Genomic DNA, 23,172 nt, shown 5'->3' on the forward strand with positions numbered 1-23,172 from the left:
CGCGGCGTCGGGTCGGAAATCCCGGATGCGCATCCGTCCGGGTGGGCGCCAAACTATCAGATGAATCTTTACAAGGATAGTGGTATGACTGGTGGGTGGACGAAAACAACGCCATCCCGGGAACTGTCGCCAGAGTCCTCGATGCCGCGCTCGTGGAGCGCCCGAACGCGCCCGCCGTCGAAGCCGCCTCGGGCATCTGGTCGTACTCGGATCTCGACGACCAGGCCCGCCGGGCTGCCGGTGCCCTGTGGTCACTCGGGGTGCGCCCCGGAGACCGGGTCGCGGCATGCCTCCCCAACGATCTGGACATCGTCGCCGCCTTCCACGGCACACAACGGATCGGAGCCGTGTGGGCCGGCATCGGCGAAGCCCTCCCCTCCGCCGAACAGCAGTACCTCCACGACCTCTGCACGCCGACAGTCGTCCTCGCCGGTGAACACTGCAAGCTCAGCACTCCCGGCCGAGTAGATCCGGACAGGTGGGCTGAACTGCTCGCCCGCGGGGGCGATACGCCCGCGCTCGACCTCGACGTCGATGCACCCGCCGGAATCGCCTTCACGAGTGGCACGTCCGGAAAGCCCAAGGCGGTGGTCCACAGCCAGCGCAATCTCCTGCTTCCTGGCGCGGTCCTCGTCGCCACCCGGGGGTACGGCCCGGATCTGCGTAAGGGCGACAGCTTCCCGTTCACAATCCTCAACCTCATGGTGCTGTCCACTCTGCTCACCGCGCAGGCCGGCGGATGCGCTGTCGTCATGAACCGGCGGGATCTCGAGGGCGTCGCCGAATGGATCGCCACACGCAAGGTGACCGTGTGGAACGGAGCCCCCGCTCAGATCTACGATCTCGCCGCGCGCCCCGACCTCGACCTCGACTCTCTGGAAGAGGTCTGGAGCGGCGGCAGCGACACGCCGGATGAATTGCGCCGAGCATTCGCCGACGCACACCATCTCGATCCCCGCGTCACCTACGGCCTGACCGAGGCGCCCACCGTCGTGTCGATCGATCCCGTGGGTGTCGAGTGGCAGCCGCGCTCGAGCGGAACTGTCCTACCGCATCTCGACGTGGCAGCCTACGACGACGCGGGTCAGCGCCTCCCCCCGGGTGAGCTGGGTGAACTGCAGCTGACCGCGGCGAACAGCGGTCCGTGGGCGCACGCGTGGACACCGATGCTCGGATATCTGGAGGACGGCGCAGTTCGCCCTCCGGAGCCGGGCCCTCTTGCCACCGGCGACATCGGAACCGTCGACGAGCACGGCAGGCTGACGGTGTGGGACCGCAAGAAGCTCGTCATCATCCGGGGTAGCGCCAACGTGTACCCGCTCGAGGTCGAGCGGGTCATCGGCACCCACCCGGAGGTCACCAAGGTCGCCGTATACCCGATCCCCGACGACCGGCTCGGGCAACGGGTCGCCGCGGTGATCGAAAGTCCGGTCGAGCAACCCGATTTCGAGGCACTCACCGAACTATGCCGGCGCGAGCTCTCACCGTACAAGGTTCCGGAGGTCTGGACGCGGGTCGACGCTCTACCTGTCAACGCGATGGGCAAGATCCGACGCGCCGGGCTTCCCGAGCTGATCGACGCGCACCGCCGTTCCGGCGTGTCCTGACGAGTGGTTCCAGCGTGTCCTGACGAGTAGTTCCGGCCCGATCCGTCGATCGGCCTGCCCCGCCGCCCAACACTGCAAGAATTCGTCCTGCGTTTCGAATCCGAGGAGACCCCTGTGGCACTGAACCCCGACACCGCCGCACGAATGTTCGGCCTCGACGGCCGGGTCGCGATCGTGACCGGTGCCTCGTCGGGTCTCGGCGCCACGGTGGCCGAGACTCTCGCGTCCTTCGGTGCGAGGGTTGCCGTGGTGGCCCGGCGAAAGGATCGGCTCGAGGAGCTCTCCGAGCGGATCGGAGGCGTCGCGGTCGCGTGCGATCTGTCGGATCTCGACGAGGTCGCCACCGTCGTACCGGCCGTGGCCGAACTGCTCGGCCCACCGGAGATCCTCGTCAACGGCGCGGGCAGCATGTTCACCGAAGAGCGAGCCGAGGACGAGCCGCTCGACGCGATCCGGCGCACCATGGACCTCAACCTGATCGCCCCGTTCCGACTCGCCCAGGATGTGTTCCCGCACATGTGCGTTGTCGGTCGAGGCACGATCATCAACATCTCGTCGATCAGCGGCCGCGTGGGTGTCCCCGGAATCCCCCAGGCTTCCTATGCAGCAAGCAAGCTCGGGCTGTCCGGCCTCACCTCGGAACTGGCCGTGCAGTGGGCACGGCATTCGATCCGCGTCAACACGGTGGCGCCGGGATTCTTCCGCAGCGAGATCACCGGCCCGCTCTACGAGAGCGAACGCGCGACCGAGTACCTGCGCCGCAACACCCCGCTCCCGAAAGAAGGCACCCCCGACGACATCGTCGGTGCCGTCGTATGGCTGGCCGGCGACTCGGGAAGCTATGTCACGGGCCAGACCATCGTTGTCGACGGTGGCTGGACGGCGCGATAACCGAGCCGCGGCCCCTCATCCCACTCCGACGGGGAAGTGGCATGCCGCGAAATGTCCCGGCCGCAGCTCACGGATCTCCGGTTCTTCGGCCGCACACCGCTCCTGCACGGCCGGGCACCTGGTGCGGAACCGGCATCCGCTCGGCGGATTCGACGGCGACGGCAGGTCGCCGCTCGAGGTGGCCGAAACCACCTGCGCATCGGGATCCGGATCTGGGATCGAGTCGATCAGCGCACGGGTGTAAGGATGTACGGGTGAGGTGAACAGGTCGTCGGAACCGGCGACCTCACAGACCTTTCCGAGATACATGACGACCACACGGTCGCTCACGTTCTTCACCACCGCCAGATCGTGCGCAATGAACACCATGGTGAGTCGGTAGCGCTGTTTCATCTCTGCGAGCAGGTTGATGATCTGTGCCTGTACCGAGACGTCCAGAGCCGACACAGGTTCATCGCAGATCACGATCTCCGGGTCCAGGACCATCGCGCGGGCGATCGAGATCCGCTGGCACTGGCCACCGGAGAACTCGTGAGGTCGGCGATCCGGGGCGGCTTCGGGGTCGAGCCCGACCCGTTCGATCATGTCTCTGGTCCGCTTGTCGACGTCGGCCTTGCTCACGTCTCCCTGGATCCTCAGCCCCTCCGCGATGATGTCCTTGACCTTGCGCAGCGGGTTCAGTGAGGAAATCGGGTCCTGAAAGATCATCTGCAGTTTCCGCCGGTGTCCGCGCAATGCGGATGCACGGAGCCCGACGATGTCCGACCCGTCGACGACCACAGATCCCGACGTGGGCCCAGGTAGCTGCATGATCGCCTTGGCGACACTCGACTTTCCGCATCCGGATTCGCCGACCAGACCGATGGTTTCTCCCCGCCTGGCGTCCAGACTCACATCCGATACGGCGAAGACCCGCTCACTCCCCCGTCCGGCGTACTCCACCGTGAGGTTCCGAACGCTCAACACCACGTCGTCATCGGCGCGCAGGTGCGCCACTCCACTGCCCGCCATCAGGTCACGTCCCTCGAGTCGACGAGTGTGCCCGCCGCGGTGACACCCGCGGCGACGTTCGTTGCGCGGGCGCTCTCCCCCGCCGGAGTCCCGAGCGGAAAGAAGCACGCCGCGGAATGCGCGCTCGAATCGGGTGAGGCAACCAGCACCGGCGATTCGATCAGGCATCGGGATTGCGCCGAGGGGCATCGCGGCGCGAAACTGCATCCCGGCGGAGGATCGATGATGGTGGGCGGACGCCCCGGAATCGAGGGCAGGTAGGTGTGGCTCGGGTGGGCAAGCCGCGGAATCGCATCGATCAGAGCCCGGGTGTACGGATGTCGCATGTGCGCGAACAGTTGACGCGTCGGCCCTGCTTCCACGATCTTACCCGCGTACATGACGGCGATCGAGTCGGCACGCCCCGCTACGACACCGAGGTCGTGGGTGATCAGGATCATTCCCATCTTCGATTTCCGTTGCAGGTCTTGGAGAAGTTCGAGTACCTGCTGCTGCACCGTGACATCGAGAGCCGTGGTCGGTTCATCGGCGATGAGTAGCTTCGGGGAACACGCGATCGCAAGCGCGATCGTGACGCGTTGCCGCATACCACCGGACAGGTGGTGCGGATGCCGAGCGAACCGGCTTTCGGGTTCGGGTATCCCCACCTGCGTCAGCAATCTGATCGCTTCGGCCTTCGCCTGCGCCCGATCGAGATCCAGGTGGAACCGGAGGGTTTCGGTGAGTTGCCGCCCGATCGTCATGACCGGAGTGAGGGAGGTCATCGGGTCCTGGAACACCATCGACAGATCGACTCCCCACAGGTGCTTGTTCTTCTTCGGCGACACGGTCGCCAGATCCACACCGTTGAAGCGGATCTCACTGGTCGGATGCACCTGAGCGCTGGGCGCGAGAATTTTCATGATCGCGCGGGACAGCACGGACTTTCCCGAGCCGGATTCGCCGACGATGCCGAGTGTCCGTCCGGCATCGACTGTCAGATCGACGCCGTCGACCGCACGGACCAGGCCACGTGGCGTATCGAACCACACCCGCAGATCACGCACTTCCAGCAGTGACGCCCGCCGCGTAGCCTCCGCCCCTTCGGTCCCCTTCTCGAGACTTTCGACACCACTCATACCGACGACTCCTTCCCGACCCGGCCACGCACCCAGTCCCCGAGTTTGTTGAACGAATACACGGTGAGAAAGAAGAACAGCATGGGAATGAGTACGAGATGGGGGTATTCCCTCAGGGATTCGCGTCCGGCCGCGAGCATCCCGCCCCAGCTCGGCGTGGGTGGGGGAACACCCAGTCCGAGAAAGCTCAAACTGCCTTCCGCGACGACGAGCGTCGCCATCACCACGAGCGCGAGCGACATGACAGGCAACATCACGTTGGCGAGCAGTTCCCGAGTGAGTACCCGCCACGTTCCCGCTCCGAGCGCCTTCGCCGCCGTGACGAATTCACGTTCCGAGAAGGCGATCGTGTTGGCCCGCGCGACACGCGCGAAGTTGGGGATACCGAGCAGTGCGAGGCCGAGCACCAGTGTCGACAGACTCGGACCGAGTGCGGCCACCAGTGCGATGAGGAAGATCAGTGCGGGGAACGAGAGCAGGAAGTTGATGACCAGTGAGATCGCCCGGTCCAGAAAGCCTCCGACGTACCCGGCAACCATCCCCGCCGTGACGCCGATGATCATCGCCACGGTCGTACCGACGATGGCCACCGTCATCGACACCCGCGCGCCGTAGATGCATCGCGAGAGTGTGTCGCGGCCCAATGAGTCGGTCCCGAGCGGGTGCGCTCCCCATCCCGGGGTCGCGCTGAACTCGTCGGTGATCTCATTGGGGTCGGGCAGCGGTAGCCACTGTGCGGTCAGGGCCGCGAGGACGACGAGACCGATCCAGACAGCACCGAGCAACGCACCGTACTCGCGTCGCCGGCGTCGGCGAGACAATGGCGCAGCAGCCGGCACCGCACTGGTAGGCGTACCGATCGTAGGCCCCTGCTCGGATGCTCCGATATGGTTGGCCTTCCCGACGAGATCTGTCACGATCCACTCACTTTCCGGACGCGCGGGTCCAGCCACGGGTAGGCGACGTCGACGGCGGTATTGATCAGCAGGTAGAGCAACGCGCTGAGCAGAACCACGGCCTGCACGACGATGAAGTCGCGCGACAGGATCGAATTGACGACCAGCGTGCCCATGCCCGGTATCGAGAAGATCAGTTCGACGATGACTGTTCCGCCGATGAGCCGGCCGATCACCACCCCGGACACGGTGATCAGGGAGAACGAGGATTGTCGCAGCGAGTGCCCGGTCAGAATGCGCCACGTGGGCAGTCCGCGTGCTCGCGCCGAGAGGACGTGGTCCTGCTGGAGGGTCGCCATCATGTCGCCTTTGAGCAGACGGGTGAAGAGCACGCATTCCCCGGCAGCCAAGGTCATGACCGGCAGTACGAGGTACCGGAGATGGTCGATCGGGTCTTCGGAGAACGGTGTCCACCCGAGGGTCGGAAGCCAACCGAGCAGTACGCCGAACACGAAGACGAGCAGGACTCCCAGCGCGAACGACGGTATGGCCAGTGTCGCCGACGTCAGCGCTGTCGCAATCCTGTCGACGCGGCCGCCGGGCCGGTATGCCGACCAGATGCCGACGGGCAGCGAGATCGCGAGCGCTACCAGCATCGACAGGATCGCGAGTTCCAGAGACACCGGTGCTCGTTCGGCAATCGATGTCAGTACCGGTGTCTGTGTGGTGAAGGAGCGTCCGAAGTCGCCCTGGAGAACTCCGCCGATCCACGAGAAGTATCGCTGCACGAGCGGGTCTGACAGTCCATAACTCTCGCGGGCGAGCTCGCGCATCTCGTCGGACGCACCCGGTGGCACCAGTGCGTCGACGGGGTCGCCGGGAATCAACTCCAGAAGCAGGAACACCGCCGCGCTGACCATCCAGACCAGCAGGAGAAAGTTCCCGACGGACACCGCGCTTCGCCTCATCGAGGGTCCGACCACGTTTCGATCACCTCTTCCTCTGTCGCCCCGCTATTCGGCCTTCCCCGCTACTTGTCGACCCATGCCTCGTCCAGGTAGACGCCCGCTCCACTCGGCGTGCCCGTGATGATCAGGTCCTTCACGTAGTCCTGGGTGAAGAGGTATCCGGTCTGGTATCGCCAGTTCCGCAGTGGGGCGTCGTTGGAGATCTCCCCATTGACCACTTCGTAGGCCTTGGAGACCGCCTCCGGATCCTGTGATGCCCGGCTCGTCTCGAATGCTTCGTCCACCTTGGGATTCGAGTAGCCGGTGATGTTGCGCGTGCCATTGGAGTGGAACCGCTCGTAGATGCCGTCCATGTTCTGCGACAGGGCGGCCGCGATGCCGAGCTGGAACTCACCCGCGTTGAGGGCACCTTCGAGCGTGGCGTAGTCCATAGCGTCGATCTGGATGGTGAGTCCGTCGATCTGTTGTGCCTGCGACTGCAGGATCTGCGACACCTGTTCGAGTGCGGGAAGACCCGCGAATGTGCTCAGACGCAAGGTCAGATCTGACTGGCCGGTGCGGTCCAGATACTCGTCGAACAGCTTCTGCGCCTCGTCGATGCCCTTCTCGGGGAACTTCCCGAGCGAGTCGTCGCGGTAGGGACTGTCCGGGTAGAGGAACGCGTCGACCGGTTCGTCGCCCGGGTACACGGCGCTGTTGATCTGGGCGCTGTCGAACGTCCTCAGGATTGCGAGGCGTAATTGCGGGTCCTTCAGGTCGGGGTCTTCGAGGTTGAAATTCAGGCCGGTTCCGCCGACGAGGGGCAAGCTGTGGACCGTGTACCCCTCCGCTTCGATCGCCTTGGCATCCTTCGCCAGAAGAGACCAGTCGATGTCGACCTCGCCGGCACGCAACGCGTTCAGACGCTGGTCGTCCTGGCCGATCACCTCGAGTACGTAACTGTCGAGATACGGGGCGCCTTCGTTCCAGTAACCGGGGTTGGCCGTGTAGGTTGCTTTCGAATTCCGGACCCAGGTATCGAGGGTGAAGGGACCGGCACCGATCGGCGCGTTTCCGAAATCGGGGCCGAGCTGCGCGATCGCTGTCGGTGACCCGATCATGCCGAGGCCCTGTGTCAATGCCCAGGGAAGCTGGAAGTTCGTCTGTTCCGAGACGACTTCGACTGTGAGTGGGTCGACGACCCGCCACGTGAGCGGAGCCGCGACCAGAGCAGAGGGCGAGAGATTCGCTGGATCCTTGATGCGATCCCAATTGAAGACGACAGCATCGGCGTCGAACGGGGTGCCGTCGGTGAACCGGACACCGTCCCGAAGTGTCAAGGTCCATGTCCGGCCGTCCTCGGAGTCGAACGACGACGCCATCGAGGGCACGAACTGTTCGTCCTCGACGTCGTAGCGCATGAGGGTGCCGAAGACGGGCACACATCGTTCGAATGCGTTGCTGGCACACCAGACCGGATCCATCGTCTTGCCCTCGACGTTGATGGCCATCACCAGTTCGCCGCCGGGTACGGGCGTGTCGGAACCTGTGCCTCCACCTCCCGACGAATTCCCACCACCGCACCCGGCGGCCACCATCACCGACGCGACGGCCAGAAGCAACGGTCGAGAAATCCCTCGCCGTGCACGGACTCGCGGCAACACGTGCAGTCGACTCACTGGCACTTGCACTCCTGTCGTAGTTCCGGGCCTGCTGCGGATACCAGCCCCATCGGGACCACTACCCGCAGCAGGCACTTCCGAGATTCGCGGTCAGGGCTATTCGGTAACCCAGATTTCCTCGGGCAGCGGCGATCCGAGCGCATACACCTCGACACCGTGCACGTTGTCGGCCCATACGACTCCGGGGACGGCGCGGTAGTACCAGATGCCCGGGACGAGTTCGGTCAGACGCTCCTGCACCGTGTTGTACGCGGGCTTACGCTCGTCGACGTCCTCCGAGATGCGGCCGGCATCGAGCGCAGCATCGAGCTCGGGATCGGACACGCCCACGTTGTTGCCGGCCGAGGCACTGTGGAAGGCCAGCCACAGCGGGGAGTCGGGGTCCTGGATGACGGCCGAGGAGATCAGCATGTCGAAGTCGTGGGATCCGGTCCGGGCCACAGCCTGGGGGTAGTCGACCACGTCGACGTTCATTTCGACGTTCTCGAATGCGCTGAGCTGCGCCTGGAGTGCCTCACCGAGGGTTCTGCTCTCGGTGGTCGGGTACGACAGGAACGAGAACGACACCGGCTTGCCTTCTCCGGCGAGTTCGTCGAACAGCTTCTGGGCTGTCTCAGGATCGGTCTCCTCGAGCGGGATGTCGGTGAAGAACGGGGAACTCTCGGCGAAGAGCGTTTTCGGCACCTCGCCCAGCCCGTTGTAGACAGCGGTGTTGATCGCGTCGAGGTCGACGGCGAGTGCCACGGCGCGACGTGCGCGCTCGTCGTCGAACGGCGCGCGCCGGAAGTTCATGCCCATGAACTGACCGCCACCGGTCGCCACGACTTCGGCGTTGAGGCCCGCACTCTCGAGCTTGTCGATGCTCTCCCAGTTCGTCTCCGACGCGAGATCCGCTGCGCCGGTGGTCATCGCGTTCACGCGCTGGTTGGTGTCGCTCACCGTGCGGATCGTGAGGCTGTCCAGATACGGCTTGGGCGCATCCCAGTAATCCGGGTTCTTGGTCAGCCTCACAGCGTCCTGACGCGACCACGATTCCAGGGTGAACGGTCCCGCACCGATGGGATTCTCGTCGAATGCGGCCTGGCCCTGTTCGAGGGCCGCGGGGGATGCGATCCAGTTCAGTGAACTCCCCACGACCGCCTGCGCGTAGTGCGGGTTCTCCGATCGCATCGTGACCGTGAGCGTGGTCGGATCCTCGACGCGTGTCTCCTCGATCTGCGCTGCCCACCGTCCCGAAGTGGATCCCAGCGCGGGATCGGTCAGCCGATCCCAGTTGTACTTCACGGCTCCGGCGTCGAGCGGTGTGCCGTCGGTGAAGACGAGGTCGGGCTGAAGCTTCAGGGTGAAGGACTTGCCCCCGTCGAGGGTCGAGAACTCGGTGGCCATCTTGTAGTCGATCTCGAGGCTCTCGACATCGTTGATCATCAAGGTGCCGTACAGCGCGTTGCCGAGCGTGGGCTGGAATGCCCAGTAGTTGGTCAACGCGGCAGGATCGAGCGACCGTGGCTCACCTGTCTGCAGTACCTCGAGGGTGCCTCCCGCGACCGGATCCCCCGATTCGATCGGCGCGCTCGAACCGTCCGAACCCGAGTCGCCGCACGAGCTCAGGAGGAGGACGGCAGCGAATACCGCTGCGCCTGCTGAAAGTACACGTCTGTGTCGAAACATCATGGCCTCTCACAAGAATGGAGTCGTCCCGGACGAAGCCCGTGGACGGTCGGAGGTCGAGGTACGGCAACGGATATCGGCGTACAGCGATCGACAGCCCGGACAATCGAGACGCCTGAGCGTGACGGCGATCACAGGAAGTATCACCATTCCCACGCCAACATTCAAGTATTGCCATCCTTGTAATGATTGAAGTAGCGTGCGAACCGAGCGCAACCTCCGTACGTGCCCGGGTGGGCTGAGGAAGGAATTCGGTTTCTGATGTTTTCGGCAGTAGTGATCGAGAAGGGCGAAACCGGCCAGACGGTGACGCGCACGAGCATTGACGAATCTGCACTCCCCGAAGGGGACGTGACCGTCGACGTGGAATATTCCACACTGAATTTCAAGGACGCGCTGGCCATCACCGGCAAATCTCCTGTGGTGCGGAAATTTCCGATGGTTCCCGGTATCGATGTCGCAGGGGTCGTCACCGACAGCTCGAACCCGGAGTGGAAGGTGGGCGACCGCGTCGTACTCAACGGTTGGGGCGTGGGCGAGACCCACTGGGGCGGATTCGCCCAGAAGGCACGACTGAAGGGCGACTGGCTGATCCCCCTGCCCGAAGCATTCACTGCGCGGCAGGCGATGGCGATCGGCACGGCCGGATACACGGCGAGCCTGTGCGTGGATGCCCTGGTGGACTTCGGCGTGACCCCCGAGCAGGGCGAAATCCTGGTCACCGGCGCAACGGGTGGTGTCGGCAGCGTCGCGATCGCTCTGTTGACGAAGGCCGGGTTCACCGTGACCGCTGCGACCGGAAAGACAGCCGAGGCCGAATACCTGCAACAGCTGGGCGCCGCCACCATCATCGACCGCACCGAACTCTCCTCGACCGGAAAGCCCATGCAGAAGGAGCGGTGGGCCGGCGTCATCGATACGGCAGGCAGCAACACCCTTGCCAATGCGTGCGCGCAGACCCGCTACGGCGGCGCCGTGGCCGCGTGCGGACTGGCACAGGGCATGGATTTCCCGGCCTCGGTGGCGCCCTTCATCCTTCGCGGGGTGTCATTGCTCGGGATCGACAGCGTGATGGCACCGCGCGAACGGCGCCTCACCGCGTGGGCACGCCTGTCCCGCGATCTCGAGGCGAGCACGCTCGACACAATCACCCAGGAGGTGTCGCTGGAGGAGGCGATCACCGCGGCGAACCAGCTCATGGACGGCACGGTGCGCGGCCGCATCGTCGTCGATGTCAATCGATAACAGGAGCACCAGTGACAAAGAAGTCCGAAAACACCAGTCCTGTCGAACTCGACCTGTCCGACGTCGACCATCGCGTCGGAAAACCCATCGGCGGCGGACAACTGTGGGATCCGTGCAGCACCTCCGACATCCGTCGGTGGGTGATGGCGATGGACAATCCCAATCCGATCCACTGGGATCACGAATTCGCACGCAATTCGCGATACGGCGGCATCATTGCCCCGCAGTCGATCGCCGTAGGATTGGACTACGGCCACGGCGCGGCGCCGGCGTGTGTGGGACACATCCCCGAGAGTCATCTCATCTTCGGCGGCGAAGAATGGTGGTTCTACGGCTGCCCGGTCCGCCCGGGCGACAAGCTGTTCCAGGAGCGGCGCTTCCACGACTACAAGGTGACCGAGACGAAGTTCGCCGGCCCCACCATGTTCTCGCGCGGCGATACCGTCCACAAGAATCAGAACGGCGTCCTCGTCGCCAAGGAGCGTTCCACCGCCATCCGGTATCTGTCCGCCGAGGCCACCAAGCGCGGGATGTACGAGAACCAACTCGGCGAGAAGAAGAAGTGGACCAACGCCGAGTTGCTCGACATCGAGAATCTCCGCTACGAATGGCTCCTGACCACCCGGTCCGGAATCTCTCCGCGGTTCGACGAGGTCAAGATCGGCGACACACTGCCCCGACGGGTCCTCGGGCCCCACACCATCGCCTCGTTCACCACCGAGTACCGTGCATTCCTCTTCAACATCTGGGGCACGTTCGAGTGGGTGGCACCCGAGGGCATCGAGGATCCGTGGGTCTACCAGGATCCGGGCTGGGTCGAAGGTTTCGGCTTCGACGAGGAAGGCGCCAAGATCGATCCGCGTAAGCGCGACGGCCTCTACGTCGGCCCGTCCCGCGGACACATCGACGAGGAGAAGGCCGGCGAGGTCGGCATGGCGCGCGCCTACGGATACGGCGCGACGATGGGCGCCTGGTGCACCGACTTCCTTGCCAACTGGGCCGGCCTCGACGGCATGGTGCGCCACATCAAATCGGATTTCCGCGGGCCTGCCTTCGAAGGCGACGTCACGTACTTCGACGCCGAGATCGTCGACAAGGAGCCCATGTCGGCCTGGGGCGTACCGCTCGTCCAGGTCAAGCTCCGGCTGACCAACCAGGACGGCACTGTCCTCGTGTCCTCCCTCGCCGAGGTCGAGCTGCCGCTCTAGCGGCACCGCGCAGACAACAGGAAGTCATGCATGAGTACTGAGACGAAGGCAGAAGCGGTGGACTCTGTTTCGATCGTGTCGGGACCACCGTTGAGCGACGAACCCGGGCTCGGGGCACTCACTTTGCCCGGTTTTCTGCGCGAGGTGACCGAGCTGTACGGCGATCGCGAAGCGCTCGTGATGCACGGAGACCAGTGTCAACGGGCGGCGCTCGCCACCGACGGCGTCACCCGATGGACCTACTCCGAACTGTGGGAGCGTGCGATCGACGTCGCGCGCGCACTGCGGGGACTCGGCCTCGCGAAGGACGGGCGCGTAGGCGTGCTGATGACGAACCGCCCCGAGTGGATCACGGCGGTCTTCGGCGCCTCCCTTGCGGGGGGTGTCGCAGTCACACTCAGCACGTTCTCGACCCCGTCGGAGCTCGAGTACATGCTCGAGACCTCGGGTGTGGAGATCCTGCTGTTCGAGCGCAATGTCCTGAAAACGGACTTCGCCGCAGCCCTGACCGATCTGGAACCGCAGATCGGAACGGCCGGAGGCGCCGAGGTCCACTCGGCGAAGTTCCCTTTCCTCCGACACGTCGCGATGGTGGGCAAGAAGGCCGAAGGCGAGTCGATCGAGTCCGAGTCGATCGAGTCCGAGTCGATCGAGACGTGGGACGAGTTCCTCACCCACGGCGAATCACAGCCCCGCGAACTGGTCGAGGCGTCCGCTGCGGCAGTACAGCCCAGCGATGTGGCCGTGCTGTTCTTCTCCTCCGGTTCGACCAGCAAGCCCAAAGGCATTCTGAGCGCGCATCGCGGCGTGTCCATTCAGATGTGGCGATTCCGGCGGATGTACGGCTTCTCGCCCGAGCTGAACATTCGGTGCTGGACGGCGAACGGTTACTTCTGGTCGGGGAATTTCGCGATGGCCCTCGGCAACACCCTCGCCAGTGGTGGGTCGCTGGTCCTGCAACCGACCTTCGATCCGGGCGAAGCACTCGAGCTCATCGAGAAGGAACGGGTGAACTTCCCCTTCGCCTGGCCACACCAGTGGGCTCAGCTCGTCGGCGCCCCGAACTGGGACAAGGCGGATCTGAGCAGCCTCCGCTACGTCGACTTCAATACCCCGGTTGCACGTCATCCCACGGTGACCGACGAGTGGTACGAGCCGGGCCACGCGTACGGAAATACCGAAACCTTCACGATCAGTACGTGTTACCCCGCCAATACGCCGTCAGCTGTGGCCGCGGGCAGCAGCGGAAAGCCGTTGCCCGGAGTGACGATCCGAATCGTCGATGCATTGACGGGCGAGGTCGTCCCCCGAGGTGAGCGAGGCGAGATCTGCGTCAAGGGACCGACGTTGATGCTCGGGTACGTCGGTACTCCGCTCAGTGAGACGGTCGACGACCACGGGTTCTTCCACACCGGCGACGGCGGCTACGTCGACGACACCGGGCGCCTCTACTGGGAGGGCCGGCTCACCGACATCATCAAGACCGGCGGCGCGAACGTGTCGCCCCTCGAGGTCGACGAAGCGCTCGTCGCGCATCCCGGGGTCAAGGTGGCGCGCACGGTCGGTGTCCCCCACAACACGCTCGGGGAGGTCGTAGTCGCCTGCATAGTGGCGCACGCAGGAGCCGACCTCGATGTCGACGGGGTTCGTGGATACCTACGCGAGCGGCTTGCCAGTTACAAGGTTCCGCGGGAGGTGCTGTTCTTCGACAACGAGGAGATCAGTCTCACCGGCACCGCGAAGATCAAGTCGAGCGACATCAAGGAGCTCGCCATCAAGCGTCTCCAGACATAGTCACCTGCCTGAGCGAGAGGGCCTGCACACGCTGCCAGCGTGTGCAGGCCCTCTCGCATTCGGATTCAGGAGGCGGACCGGTACCGTTGGGCGAGGTACGCCCGGTGCAGAGAAGGTGAGCCGAACAGCGAGCGGTTCAGCGTCGCGCGCTTGAGATACACGTGGATGCCGCTCTCCCACGTGTAACCCATTCCCCCGTGCAACTGCATGGCCTTGCCGGCGATCTCGACGGCCGCCGCACAGCTGTAGGACTTGGCCATCGAGGCCGCAGTCGTTGCCTCCGGGTCTGCGGACACCAGGCTGAGCACTGCCGCGTCGACCAGAGTTCGGGCCACCGTCACCTGGACGAACATGTCGGCGCAGGCATGCTTGACCGCCTGGAACGAGCCGATCTTGCGTCCGAACTGCTCGCGCATCCCGGCGTAGGCAACGGTAGCGTCGAGCATCGCCTCGCCCACGCCGAGACTGTCGCAGGCCACGGCCACAGCAGCACGGTCGTGCAGCCGGTGCAGTGCCTCCTGCGGATCACCGTGGAATCTCCACAACGATTCCGGCGGGATCGTCACCCCCTCGGCGAGCACCGTGCCGAAACTGCGTGTCGCGTCCACGACCGGCTGTTCGGTCACCACGAGTCCGGGCGCCCGCGGGTCGAGATCGATGACGACGATCGTGCCATCGGGTTCTCGCGCCGGTACGAGGAGCCGGCCTGCGCCGGGAGCGTCGAGCACGAATGTCGCGGCGCCCCGCAGAAACGCTCCCTGCGGCCCGACCTCCACCTGGAACTGGGTCCGGCCTGCTGATTCCCCGCCGAGGACGAACACCGGAACGGTGCTTCCCGAGGCTGTGTCGCGGAGTAGACGCTCACGCTCGGGGCCGGATTCGAGGAGCGCGAGGGCCGCCACGGTGAGTGACGCGACCGCCGGATAGGGCCCGCGTGCGGACGCGCGGCCGATCTCCCGGAGAATCACGGCAACCTCGGCGAAAGTGGCGTCGGCACCGTCGAATTCGCTCGGAACTTCGAGGCCGAGCCATCCGGACGTGCTGATCGACTCCCAGTCGACCGGCGCGTCGTGGCCTGACCGTGCCAACAGGCCTCGCGCGACGGACCGTAGTTCGTCATGGAACTCGGACAGGTCTGGGAGTGAGTCGGTCATCGATGTCCTGTCGGCTCGCGGGGCAGACCGAGGCCACGTTCCCCGATGATGGTGCGTTGGATTTCGCTGGTTCCGCCTGGGATCGTCCACTCCCACGAGCCGATGAAATCGAGCATCCATGCCCCTGATTCCCACCCGCTGGACTGAGGTTTCCGCAGATCCGTGTGTGCGGCGAGACCCGCGATCTCAGTGCCGAAATCGGTCATGCGCTGGAGCAACTCGCTGTAGTAGAGCTTGACGATCGACGCGTCGGCCGGCCCCGGCCGGTTCGCGGCGACGAAATCCGTCACCAATGCGCGCAGCCCCGTGAGTTCGATCTCGAGTGTGGTGAGCCTGTCTGCGACACGAGTGTCGTCGAGTGGGGTCGTCCCGTCGGGGCCCGGTCGGGTGCACAGGTCGACGAGCAGGCGGAACCCGCCGTGACTCAGTCGCTCGGTGAGTTCGAGCATGGTCATGCCGCGCTCGGCTCCGAGTGTTTCCTGCGCGACCCGCCATCCTTCGTTCTCGGGTCCGACGAGGTTCGTCGCAGGAATGGCGACATCGTTGAGGAATATCTCGCAGAAGTGCGCTTCGCCGGTCGCTTGCCTGATCGGACGCACTTCGACTCCGGGAGTACGCATGTCCATCAGGAAGTACGAGATGCCCTTGCGCTTCGGGGCGTCGGGATCGGTGCGGGCCAGCAGCAGGCACCGGTCGGCGTACAACGCGCCGCTGGCCCACAGTTTCTGACCGTTGACGATGTAGACGTCGCCGTCCTTGCGGGCGCTGGTCGCGAGTGCCGCCATGTCGGATCCCGCGCCGGGCTCGGAGAAGCCCTGGCACCAGATCTCGCCGTCGAGGATCGCGGGGAGATGGCGGTTCCGTTGTTCGTCGGTGCCGGCGGCGAGAAGCGTCGATGCGGCGTGGTGGATCGAGACGAAGGGCAGAACCAGTCGGGGTGCGTCGTGGGCGGCCAGTTCCTGGTACAGCACGACCTGTTCGGCGACAGACATGCCGCCTCCCCATTCCTCCGGCCAGTGCGGCACGGCGAAGCCGGCTCCGCGTAGTTCCTGGAACCAGGACTTCTGAAAGCGGACGAATTCGTCGTCGGGGACATCGGTTTGGGCCCGGCGCCAGTCTGCGGGGATATGGTCGCGGCACCAGCTGCGGACCGAGGCCCGGAAGCCCTCGAGTGTGGACGCTCCGACGCTTGTCGCCCCGGCACTCATCGCGCTTCTTCCTTCTCCCTCGGCGTAGTCTTCCTCACCGCATTCTCCCGGTTGACTGCATTCTCCCGGAGAGCGAGCAATCTGTCGCGATGCTCGGCGGACTGCATGGTCGCGATCTCCGCCGCGAAACCGGCCTGCATCGGACCGCCGAGCGCTTGGGACAGATACATGTTGACCACACGTTTCGTACTGCGCAACGCCTGTGCGGGTTGTGCCGCGAGGCGTTCGGCGAGGCGACGCGACTCGGACAACAGGTCGTCGGGCGCAGTGACGCGCGAAGCCAGGCCGAGTTCGACTGCCGTCGTCGCCGGGATCCTATCGCCGGTGTAGAGGTATTCGCGCGAGCGCAGGATGGGGGTGAGCAGCGGCCAGAAGGCCGCGCCCCCGTCTCCCGCGACGAGCCCCACTGCGACGTGCGGGTCGGCCAGGTACGCCGTGTCCGACATCAGGACCACATCGGAGAGCACCGCGACGCTACAACCGAGACCCACCGCGGGGCCGTTGACCGCCGCGATCACGGGCAGCGGGAAGCGGAGCATCTCGTCGATGATCTCGGCGCCTTCCCGGACGCTCTCGTCGCGCGCGACCGGATCGTCGAGGAACGAGATGATCCAGTCGAGGTCGCCACCGGCGCTGAAGGCACGGCCCGCTCCGGTGAGGATCACCACGGCAGCGTCGGTGTCGGCGGCGACCTGACGCCACACGTGCGCAAGTGCCCAGTGCAGATCCTTGTCGACGGCGTTGAATTCATCGGGCCGGTTGATCGTCACGATGCGGACGGGGCCTTCGCACTCGACGGTGAGCGCGTCCGGGAGTTCGTACTTCACAGCATCGCCTTCTCGGGAGCCAACGCGTTCTCGGGAGTTTCGGAGAACAGGCCGGTGAGCCCGCGCCGATCGATCCGCTTGGTCAGTGCATCGACGGTTCCGGACGGGCCCCACGGGATTCGGCGCAGCGGAATGCTGTAGCGGGAGATCCAGGACACCGTGGTTTCGTCGCAGAATCCGCTCGCTCCGTGCAGTTGGTGCGCGACCCGGAACACGATCTGCGCCGCTTCGACGGCGGCCAAGCGGAACGCGAGGGCGTCGTCGACGGCCTCGTCGTTGCCCGCCTGGATGCTCCACAGTGTGTACTTGGCGAGCGCGTCGAGTCCGGTTCGTTCCACCTCCGCCTCGGTGAGCTGGAACTGGACGCCCTGCAGTGTCGCGAGGGGTGCCCCGAATTGTTCGCGCAGGAGTACGTGTGAACGGGTCAGATCCATTGCTCGGTCGAGCATTCCGAGGAGAGTCCAGCACGGAAGTGTCAACGCGAGAGCCAGGTCTTTCGCGCCGTCGCCGTCGATCGGCCGGAGGTCGAGCTGGGAGGTGAACGCCGACATGCGCGGCGGAGTGCTCGGTGGGCGGGCGTCCACGAGGCTGCGCCGACCGTCGATACTCACCGCAGCCCACCGCAGATCGAGGCACGCGATGGGCGCTTTCGGGTCGGCATCGTCCACTACGACCAGTCCGTCGACATCGAGGTCGGCGGGTCGTGCGAGCCTTTCTGCCACAGGGTAGGGCACCGCCCAGTATCCCACGCTGCGGCACAGCGCTGCGGCCGCTTCGAGTTCGTCCGCATCCCCGCGGGGATCGAGCTCCCAGGCGCCGAGCTCACCGAGCGTCGGCTCGACGGTGGTTCTGCGGTGATCGGGATCGCTTTCGATCAGCTGGACGAGATCGTCTCCCCCCGCGGCTTCCAGAGCGCGGATCGCTTCGCGCCCGTACTCGGTTGCTTCCTTGCTCAGTTCAGTGTTCATGATGCCGCCAGGAGGGCTCGGGCCAAGAGAATCCGCTGCATCTCGATGCTGCCGGAGGCCACCGTGGCTGCCTGTGAGTAGCGCCAGTGATCTTCGACCGCGCGGCGGAACCACTTGGCGGTGTCGTCGTCGAAATCGTCGGTGTCGGCGCTCGGTGTCGTCGCATACGTGGCGATCTCGGTGAGGACCTCGGCGCTGTCCTGATCGAGGGTCGTCACCGCGATCCGGTACGCCGCGGCGTCGCCGGGCTTGACGGCGCCTCCGCTCTGCATCGACACCACCCGGTACGCCAGCAGCCTTGCGCGACGGCAGTGCGTAAGCATCCGGGTCCAGCGTGCCTTCAGCTCGCCCGGCAGGTCGTCCCATCGCGCACCGAGGACCGACGGTGCAGCCTGCAACAGACGCTCACAGCGGGCGTAGCGGGCGATTCCGACGCGTTCGTACGCAAGCACTTCCTGCACGACCTTCCACCCTTCGTCGACGGTGCCGAGCACATCGGCATCGGTGACGCGGAGGTCGTTGAAGAAGACTTCGTTGAGGTGGTGTGGGCCCAGCATCGCCCGAATCGGGCGGACCTCGATGGCAGGATCGGACATAGGGACGAGAAAGACGGTGAGTCCCTGCTGCTTCCGCCCGTTGTTGGAGGTGCGGGCCAACAGAAAGCACCATTGGGCCATCGTGGCGTAGGACGTCCAGATCTTCTGGCCGGAGATGAGCCAGCCGTCGCCGTCCCGGCGCGCAGCGGTACGCAACGACGCGAGGTCGGAGCCGGCTTCGGGTTCGCTGAATCCTTGACACCAGATCACTTCGCCACGCGCAATGGGCGGAAGGTGAATATCCTGCTGTTCCGCGGTTCCGTGACGCATGATCGTGGGACCCACCCAATTGACGCCCATGTACTGCGCGCCTCGAGGTTCGTGGTGCGCCCACATCTCCTCTCGCACCACTGTCTGTTCCCAGATCGATGCACCACGTCCGCCGAATTCCTCGGGCCACGTCATACACAGCAGCCCGCTGTCCGCGAGGAGGCGGCAGAACTCTTGCGCCGCTTCGAGATCACTCGGGTCGTCGGTGAATGCTCCGAGGAAATGAGGGGGGACGTGCTCATGCACCAGCCGGCGCAGCTCACCCCTCAGTTCAAGGGCGGCACCACCCATCGTGAAGTCCATGCCCGGACATTACGTCAATCCTCACAAGGATAGCAATGCTTGCCAATTTTAAACCTCACAATACTTGGAAGAAAAGACCCCCTGTCGTTAGACTGCAACCCATGCGTGAAAGGCGAGTTTCTTGACGACCCCGCGGCGTGGCCGGGTGCCGCAGCGCCGTATCGCCGAAACCGTCGCCGACGAACTACGCGACCACATTCTTTCCGACGACGATTACCGCCTGCCGACACAGGACCAGTTGGTCAAGGACTTCGGCGTCAGCTACCCCTCAGTGCGAGAAGCCCTCCGCATTCTGGAAACCGAAGGACTTGTCACTGTACGCCGTGGCAACGTCGGCGGCGCCGACGTGCATCGCCCCGACGAATTCTCCGCCGCGTACCACCTCGGGCTCTCGCTTCAGGCCGGCCGGGTCACACTCGAAGATCTCGCCGCCGGTCTACAGCTACTCGAGCCGATGTGCGTCACCGAGTGCGCGAAACGCCCGGACCGCGCCGAGATCGTCGTCCCGGCCCTCAACGCATCCATCGACGCCTCCGCCGAACTCGTCGGCGACGGAGTCGCATTCACGCAGGCCGCTCGCGAGTTCCACGATCTGATCGTCTCGTTCACGCCGAATGCCACGATCCGTTACGCCGTGCGCAGTTATATCGCCCTGTGGTCCGCGCAGGAGGAAGCCTGGGCCGAGGCCCTCACCCGCCGCGGCGAGTATCCGTCCGAGGGCAAGGCCGAAGACGCCGTCCACGCACACCGTCGCATCGTCAAGGAAATCGCCGACGGGCGCGTGGCCGAGGCCGAGCGACTCGCACGCTCCCACCTCGCAGCAACCCAGGCCCTCGTCCTCGACCGGTTCGGTGACACCATCGTCAACGCGTCGGCGGCAATGACGCGCAACACGTTCCCCGCACGCCAACGCCCACGTAACTGACTCCGGGGCACCCACCCCTGATGCCGCCCCCGAGAACGGCCGGACTCGATCTCCTGACCGAGCCCGGCCGTTCCGCTGCACACCGACTCCGCTGCACACCGACTCCGCTGTACACCGAGCCCTTGCCCGTCCACTCCATGGGGCGCACACTCACGAGAACGTGATTCTCTTCACATCCGTTCAGCCTAGCTCAATCCTTACAAGGATAACAATACTTGTAGCGCTGGCCGGTTCGTGATTAACTGCCAGTCACCACTCGGGAGTGGCTTGTATCACTAAATCTCCATGAGAATCGGACATAGACCCACAAACCGGAGCCGCTCCCTCTCGAACACTGCGGAACAACGTTCTCGCTGAGTGCGGATCGGCGTTCTCACACAGGAGGAGACCTACCTTGACGCAAGGGTCGCGCTACACGGGTCCAACGACACACCTCGCCGAGGGGTGGAGTCTCAAACGACTCACTTCCCCGAGCCGCCTGTTCGGCGCAAACGGCATCCGGGCCGGCGCAGACGGTCGCATCTACGTCGCGCAGGTGGCCGGTAGCCAGATCAGCGCGTTCGATCCCGACAACGGTGCAGTGGAGACCATCAGCCCCAAGGGCAGCGACATCGTCGCCCCCGACGACCTGGCCTTCGACCCCGACGGGGAGCTCTACATCACCGAGTACTACGACGGACGAGTCAGCATCCGCTCCGACGACGGAAGCACGCGCCTATTGCGCGACGACCTCCCCGGCGTCAACGGCATCACCTTCCACCAAGGCCGGCTCTTCGTCGACGAGTGCCGCCCCGACGGACGCCTGATGGAAATCGACCTCAACGGCGGCGCACCGAAGGTGCTCGTCGAGGGTCTCCAATTGCCGAACGCCCTCGAGGTCGGCCCGGACGGCAAGCTGTACTACCCGGCGCTCGGCACCAACGACATCTGGCGTATCGATCAGGAGGGCGGCGAACCCGAGCGCGTCGCAGGCGATCTCGGTGTTCCGGTCGCATTGAAGTTCGACTCCCAGGGCTACATCATCTCCCCGCAGGTGGGCTCCGGACAGGTACTCCGAATCGACCCGCGCACCGGCGACAGCACCGTGCTGGCCGATATCGGATCGGGTCTCGACAATCTCACCTTCGTCGGTGACCGCCTGTTCGTCTCGAGCTTCACCGGCCAGATCACCGAGGTTCTCGGCGGCGGCGAGACGAAGACCGCGCTCGCAGACGGCCTCACGTGGCCCTTGGACCTGACAGTGGGAACGGACGGCACACTCTACGTCGCCGACGGCACCTTTCTGCTCGCACTCGAGGCGAGTGGCGAAATTCGCACCGTCGCAATGCTCTTCCATCCCGGATGGCCCGGGTACATCCGGGGCATCACCTCGGTCGGCGACGGCGAGTTCATCGTCGCCGGCGATACCACGGTCTCACGGTACCGGCCTGCCGCCGCCGAGAGCGAGCTGCTGTTCGGTGGACTCGAGCAGGCCTACGGCGTGGCGGTGTCCGCCACCGGAACCGTCGCAGTGGCAGACATCGGCACGGGCAAGGTCCACTCTGTCGGATCCGGCCAGGCGGAGGTCCTGGCGTCGGGCCTGCAGGACCCGACAGGACTTGCGTTCACCTCGGAGGGCACTCTCCTGATCTCCGAAGCCGGAGCCGGAAGGATCATCTCGGTGACGAGCGCCGGCGTCGACACCCTCGTCGACGGTCTCGAGCGGCCCCAGGGAATCGTCGTGCGCGACGGAAAGCTCTACATCGTCGACGTCGACGCCAAGACGCTGATCAGTGTGGATCTCGAGACCAAGGCCCAGCAGGTCATCGCACGCCATCTGCCGGTCGGCGCACCCGAGGGGATCACCCCGAAGCCGCTGAAGGGGCTCATTCCGTTCGCCGGTCCGCAGGGGCCCTTCGCCGGAATCACCGCAGGCCCCGACGGCACCCTCTACGTCTCCGCAGACGCCGAAGGTAGCGTCCTCGCGATCCGCGAAGGGAAGTGAACATCCGATGAGCAACGATTTCCTCGATCTCACCGGCCGTATCGTCATCGTCTCGGGAGCGGCAGGCGGTGGCATCGGCACCTCGGTGACCCGCATGGTCGCGCAGGCCGGAGCCACTGTCATCGCTGTGAGCCGCTCCGAGGAGAATCTCAACGAACACATCGAACCTCTTGTTTCCGAGGGTCTTTCGGTGGTTCCTGTTGCAGCGGACGCATCGACCGACAACGGTATCGCCACGGTTCTCGACACCGCCCGCCGAACCGACGGCACCTTGTACGGGCTCGTGAACGTCGCCGGCGGTGCAGCACCTGCCACCTGGATGCCGGCCACCCGCGTGACGCGGGAGGATTGGCGCGCACTGATGACGCAGAACCTCGAAACGATGTTCTTCATGAGCCAGGCGGTCGCGGCTGAACTGAAGAAGAACGCGCTGCCGGGATCGATCGTCTCGATCTCGTCGATCAGCGGTATGAACACCGCGCCGTTCCACATCGCATACGGAACCGCGAAGGCGGCGCTCGTCGCCGCGACACGCACCATGGCAGTCGAACTCGCCACCGACAACATCCGGGTCAACGCCATCGCACCCGGCGTCACCGCGACACCCGCCTCGGGCACATACGTCGATGCCGACCCCGAGCGCGATCGTCAGGCCATCGCGATGGGCCGGCGAGGCACACCCGAGGAGCAGGCAGGTGCAATCCTCTTCCTGCTGTCCGACCTCTCCGGTTACGTCACGGGACAGACTGTGCTCGTCGACGGAGGCCTGAACCTCAAATGGACCCATATGGGTGCCGACCATACGTCCCTGTTCCTCAAGGACGAAACCTTCCGCACCGCCATCACTCGCTGAATCAGCCCAGTTTCACG

19 protein-coding genes are annotated in these 23,172 nt (G+C 65.1%); 8 read left to right on the forward strand and 11 right to left on the reverse strand.

Translation table 11 applies throughout. The annotated features are described in order from the left end of the window. Positions 1–95: 95 nt before the first annotated feature. Complete coding sequence (locus Q7514_RS02890; RefSeq protein ID WP_330131733.1) at positions 96–1,607, forward strand: class I adenylate-forming enzyme family protein; 1,512 nt, start codon at positions 96–98, stop codon at positions 1,605–1,607. A 114-nt stretch (positions 1,608–1,721) separates the two neighbouring features. Continuing rightward, positions 1,722–2,498 (forward strand): SDR family NAD(P)-dependent oxidoreductase, encoded by a 777-nt coding sequence (locus Q7514_RS02895; RefSeq protein WP_330131734.1) that lies wholly within the window; start codon positions 1,722–1,724, stop codon positions 2,496–2,498. A 15-nt stretch (positions 2,499–2,513) separates the two neighbouring features. Here the strand turns inward: Q7514_RS02895 and Q7514_RS02900 are convergent, their stop codons facing one another. The 6 genes from Q7514_RS02900 to Q7514_RS02925 all read right to left on the reverse strand — a co-directional run bounded on the left by Q7514_RS02900 (position 2,514) and on the right by Q7514_RS02925 (position 9,823). Continuing rightward, positions 2,514–3,509, reverse strand: coding sequence for an ABC transporter ATP-binding protein (locus tag Q7514_RS02900; protein WP_330131735.1), 996 nt, complete (start codon positions 3,507–3,509; stop codon positions 2,514–2,516). Next, positions 3,509–4,627, reverse strand: coding sequence for an ABC transporter ATP-binding protein (locus tag Q7514_RS02905; RefSeq protein WP_330131736.1), 1,119 nt, complete (start codon positions 4,625–4,627; stop codon positions 3,509–3,511). Before Q7514_RS02905 ends, Q7514_RS02900 begins: the two co-directional genes overlap by 1 nt. Next, the gene (locus tag Q7514_RS02910; protein ID WP_330131737.1) at positions 4,624–5,544 is read right to left on the reverse strand and encodes an ABC transporter permease; all 921 of its coding nucleotides are present in this window, start codon (positions 5,542–5,544) and stop codon (positions 4,624–4,626) included. Before Q7514_RS02910 ends, Q7514_RS02905 begins: the two co-directional genes overlap by 4 nt. After that, the gene (locus tag Q7514_RS02915) at positions 5,541–6,476 is read right to left on the reverse strand and encodes an ABC transporter permease (protein ID WP_330131738.1); all 936 of its coding nucleotides are present in this window, start codon (positions 6,474–6,476) and stop codon (positions 5,541–5,543) included. The genes Q7514_RS02910 and Q7514_RS02915 overlap by 4 nt, the downstream gene beginning before the upstream one ends. A 77-nt stretch (positions 6,477–6,553) precedes the next feature. Continuing rightward, positions 6,554–8,155, reverse strand: a complete 1,602-nt coding sequence (locus Q7514_RS02920; protein WP_330131739.1) for an ABC transporter substrate-binding protein — start codon at positions 8,153–8,155, stop codon at positions 6,554–6,556. A 93-nt stretch (positions 8,156–8,248) separates the two neighbouring features. Then, complete coding sequence (locus tag Q7514_RS02925) at positions 8,249–9,823, reverse strand: ABC transporter substrate-binding protein (RefSeq protein ID WP_330131740.1); 1,575 nt, start codon at positions 9,821–9,823, stop codon at positions 8,249–8,251. A gap of 258 nt (positions 9,824–10,081) precedes the next feature. Here Q7514_RS02925 and acuI point away from each other — a divergent pair, with 258 nt between their 5' ends. Genes acuI through Q7514_RS02940 form a run of 3 tightly spaced genes read left to right on the forward strand, consistent with a single transcriptional unit; the run spans position 10,082 to position 14,067 of the window. Next, the gene (gene acuI / locus Q7514_RS02930; RefSeq protein WP_330131741.1) at positions 10,082–11,065 is read left to right on the forward strand and encodes an acrylyl-CoA reductase (NADPH); all 984 of its coding nucleotides are present in this window, start codon (positions 10,082–10,084) and stop codon (positions 11,063–11,065) included. Between the two features lie 11 nt (positions 11,066–11,076). After that, entirely contained in the window at positions 11,077–12,273 is a 1,197-nt protein-coding gene (locus Q7514_RS02935; protein ID WP_330131742.1) for a MaoC family dehydratase, read from the forward strand. 30 nt (positions 12,274–12,303) lie between these two features. Further along, positions 12,304–14,067 (forward strand): class I adenylate-forming enzyme family protein, encoded by a 1,764-nt coding sequence (locus Q7514_RS02940; protein ID WP_330131743.1) that lies wholly within the window; start codon positions 12,304–12,306, stop codon positions 14,065–14,067. 65 nt (positions 14,068–14,132) lie between these two features. On the opposite strand, the gene Q7514_RS02945 is transcribed toward Q7514_RS02940, so the two are convergent. Genes Q7514_RS02945 through Q7514_RS02965 form a run of 5 tightly spaced genes read right to left on the reverse strand, consistent with a single transcriptional unit; the run spans position 14,133 to position 19,393 of the window. Then, positions 14,133–15,221 (reverse strand): acyl-CoA dehydrogenase family protein, encoded by a 1,089-nt coding sequence (locus tag Q7514_RS02945; protein ID WP_330131744.1) that lies wholly within the window; start codon positions 15,219–15,221, stop codon positions 14,133–14,135. Then, positions 15,218–16,429, reverse strand: coding sequence for an acyl-CoA dehydrogenase family protein (locus Q7514_RS02950; RefSeq protein WP_330131745.1), 1,212 nt, complete (start codon positions 16,427–16,429; stop codon positions 15,218–15,220). The genes Q7514_RS02945 and Q7514_RS02950 overlap by 4 nt, the downstream gene beginning before the upstream one ends. After that, positions 16,426–17,256: an enoyl-CoA hydratase/isomerase family protein gene (locus Q7514_RS02955; RefSeq protein WP_330131746.1), complete on the reverse strand. Its 831-nt coding sequence runs from the start codon at positions 17,254–17,256 to the stop codon at positions 16,426–16,428. The genes Q7514_RS02950 and Q7514_RS02955 overlap by 4 nt, the downstream gene beginning before the upstream one ends. Next, entirely contained in the window at positions 17,253–18,224 is a 972-nt protein-coding gene (locus tag Q7514_RS02960) for an acyl-CoA dehydrogenase family protein (protein ID WP_330131747.1), read from the reverse strand. Before Q7514_RS02960 ends, Q7514_RS02955 begins: the two co-directional genes overlap by 4 nt. Further along, complete coding sequence (locus tag Q7514_RS02965; RefSeq protein ID WP_330131748.1) at positions 18,221–19,393, reverse strand: acyl-CoA dehydrogenase family protein; 1,173 nt, start codon at positions 19,391–19,393, stop codon at positions 18,221–18,223. The genes Q7514_RS02960 and Q7514_RS02965 overlap by 4 nt, the downstream gene beginning before the upstream one ends. Before the next feature lie 121 nt (positions 19,394–19,514). Here Q7514_RS02965 and Q7514_RS02970 point away from each other — a divergent pair, with 121 nt between their 5' ends. The 3 genes from Q7514_RS02970 to Q7514_RS02980 all read left to right on the forward strand — a co-directional run bounded on the left by Q7514_RS02970 (position 19,515) and on the right by Q7514_RS02980 (position 23,155). Continuing rightward, positions 19,515–20,318 carry a FadR/GntR family transcriptional regulator gene (locus tag Q7514_RS02970; protein WP_330131749.1) on the forward strand — a complete coding sequence of 268 codons (804 nt, stop codon included), beginning with the start codon at positions 19,515–19,517 and terminating at the stop codon, positions 20,316–20,318. Between the two features lie 394 nt (positions 20,319–20,712). Continuing rightward, positions 20,713–22,302, forward strand: coding sequence for an SMP-30/gluconolactonase/LRE family protein (locus Q7514_RS02975; protein WP_330131750.1), 1,590 nt, complete (start codon positions 20,713–20,715; stop codon positions 22,300–22,302). 7 nt (positions 22,303–22,309) lie between these two features. After that, positions 22,310–23,155 (forward strand): SDR family NAD(P)-dependent oxidoreductase, encoded by an 846-nt coding sequence (locus Q7514_RS02980; protein WP_330131751.1) that lies wholly within the window; start codon positions 22,310–22,312, stop codon positions 23,153–23,155. Positions 23,156–23,172: the final 17 nt, after the last annotated feature.

It is taken from the genome of Rhodococcus artemisiae, from assembly GCF_036327795.1.
In the GTDB taxonomy this organism is placed as follows: domain Bacteria; phylum Actinomycetota; class Actinomycetes; order Mycobacteriales; family Mycobacteriaceae; genus Rhodococcus; species Rhodococcus artemisiae.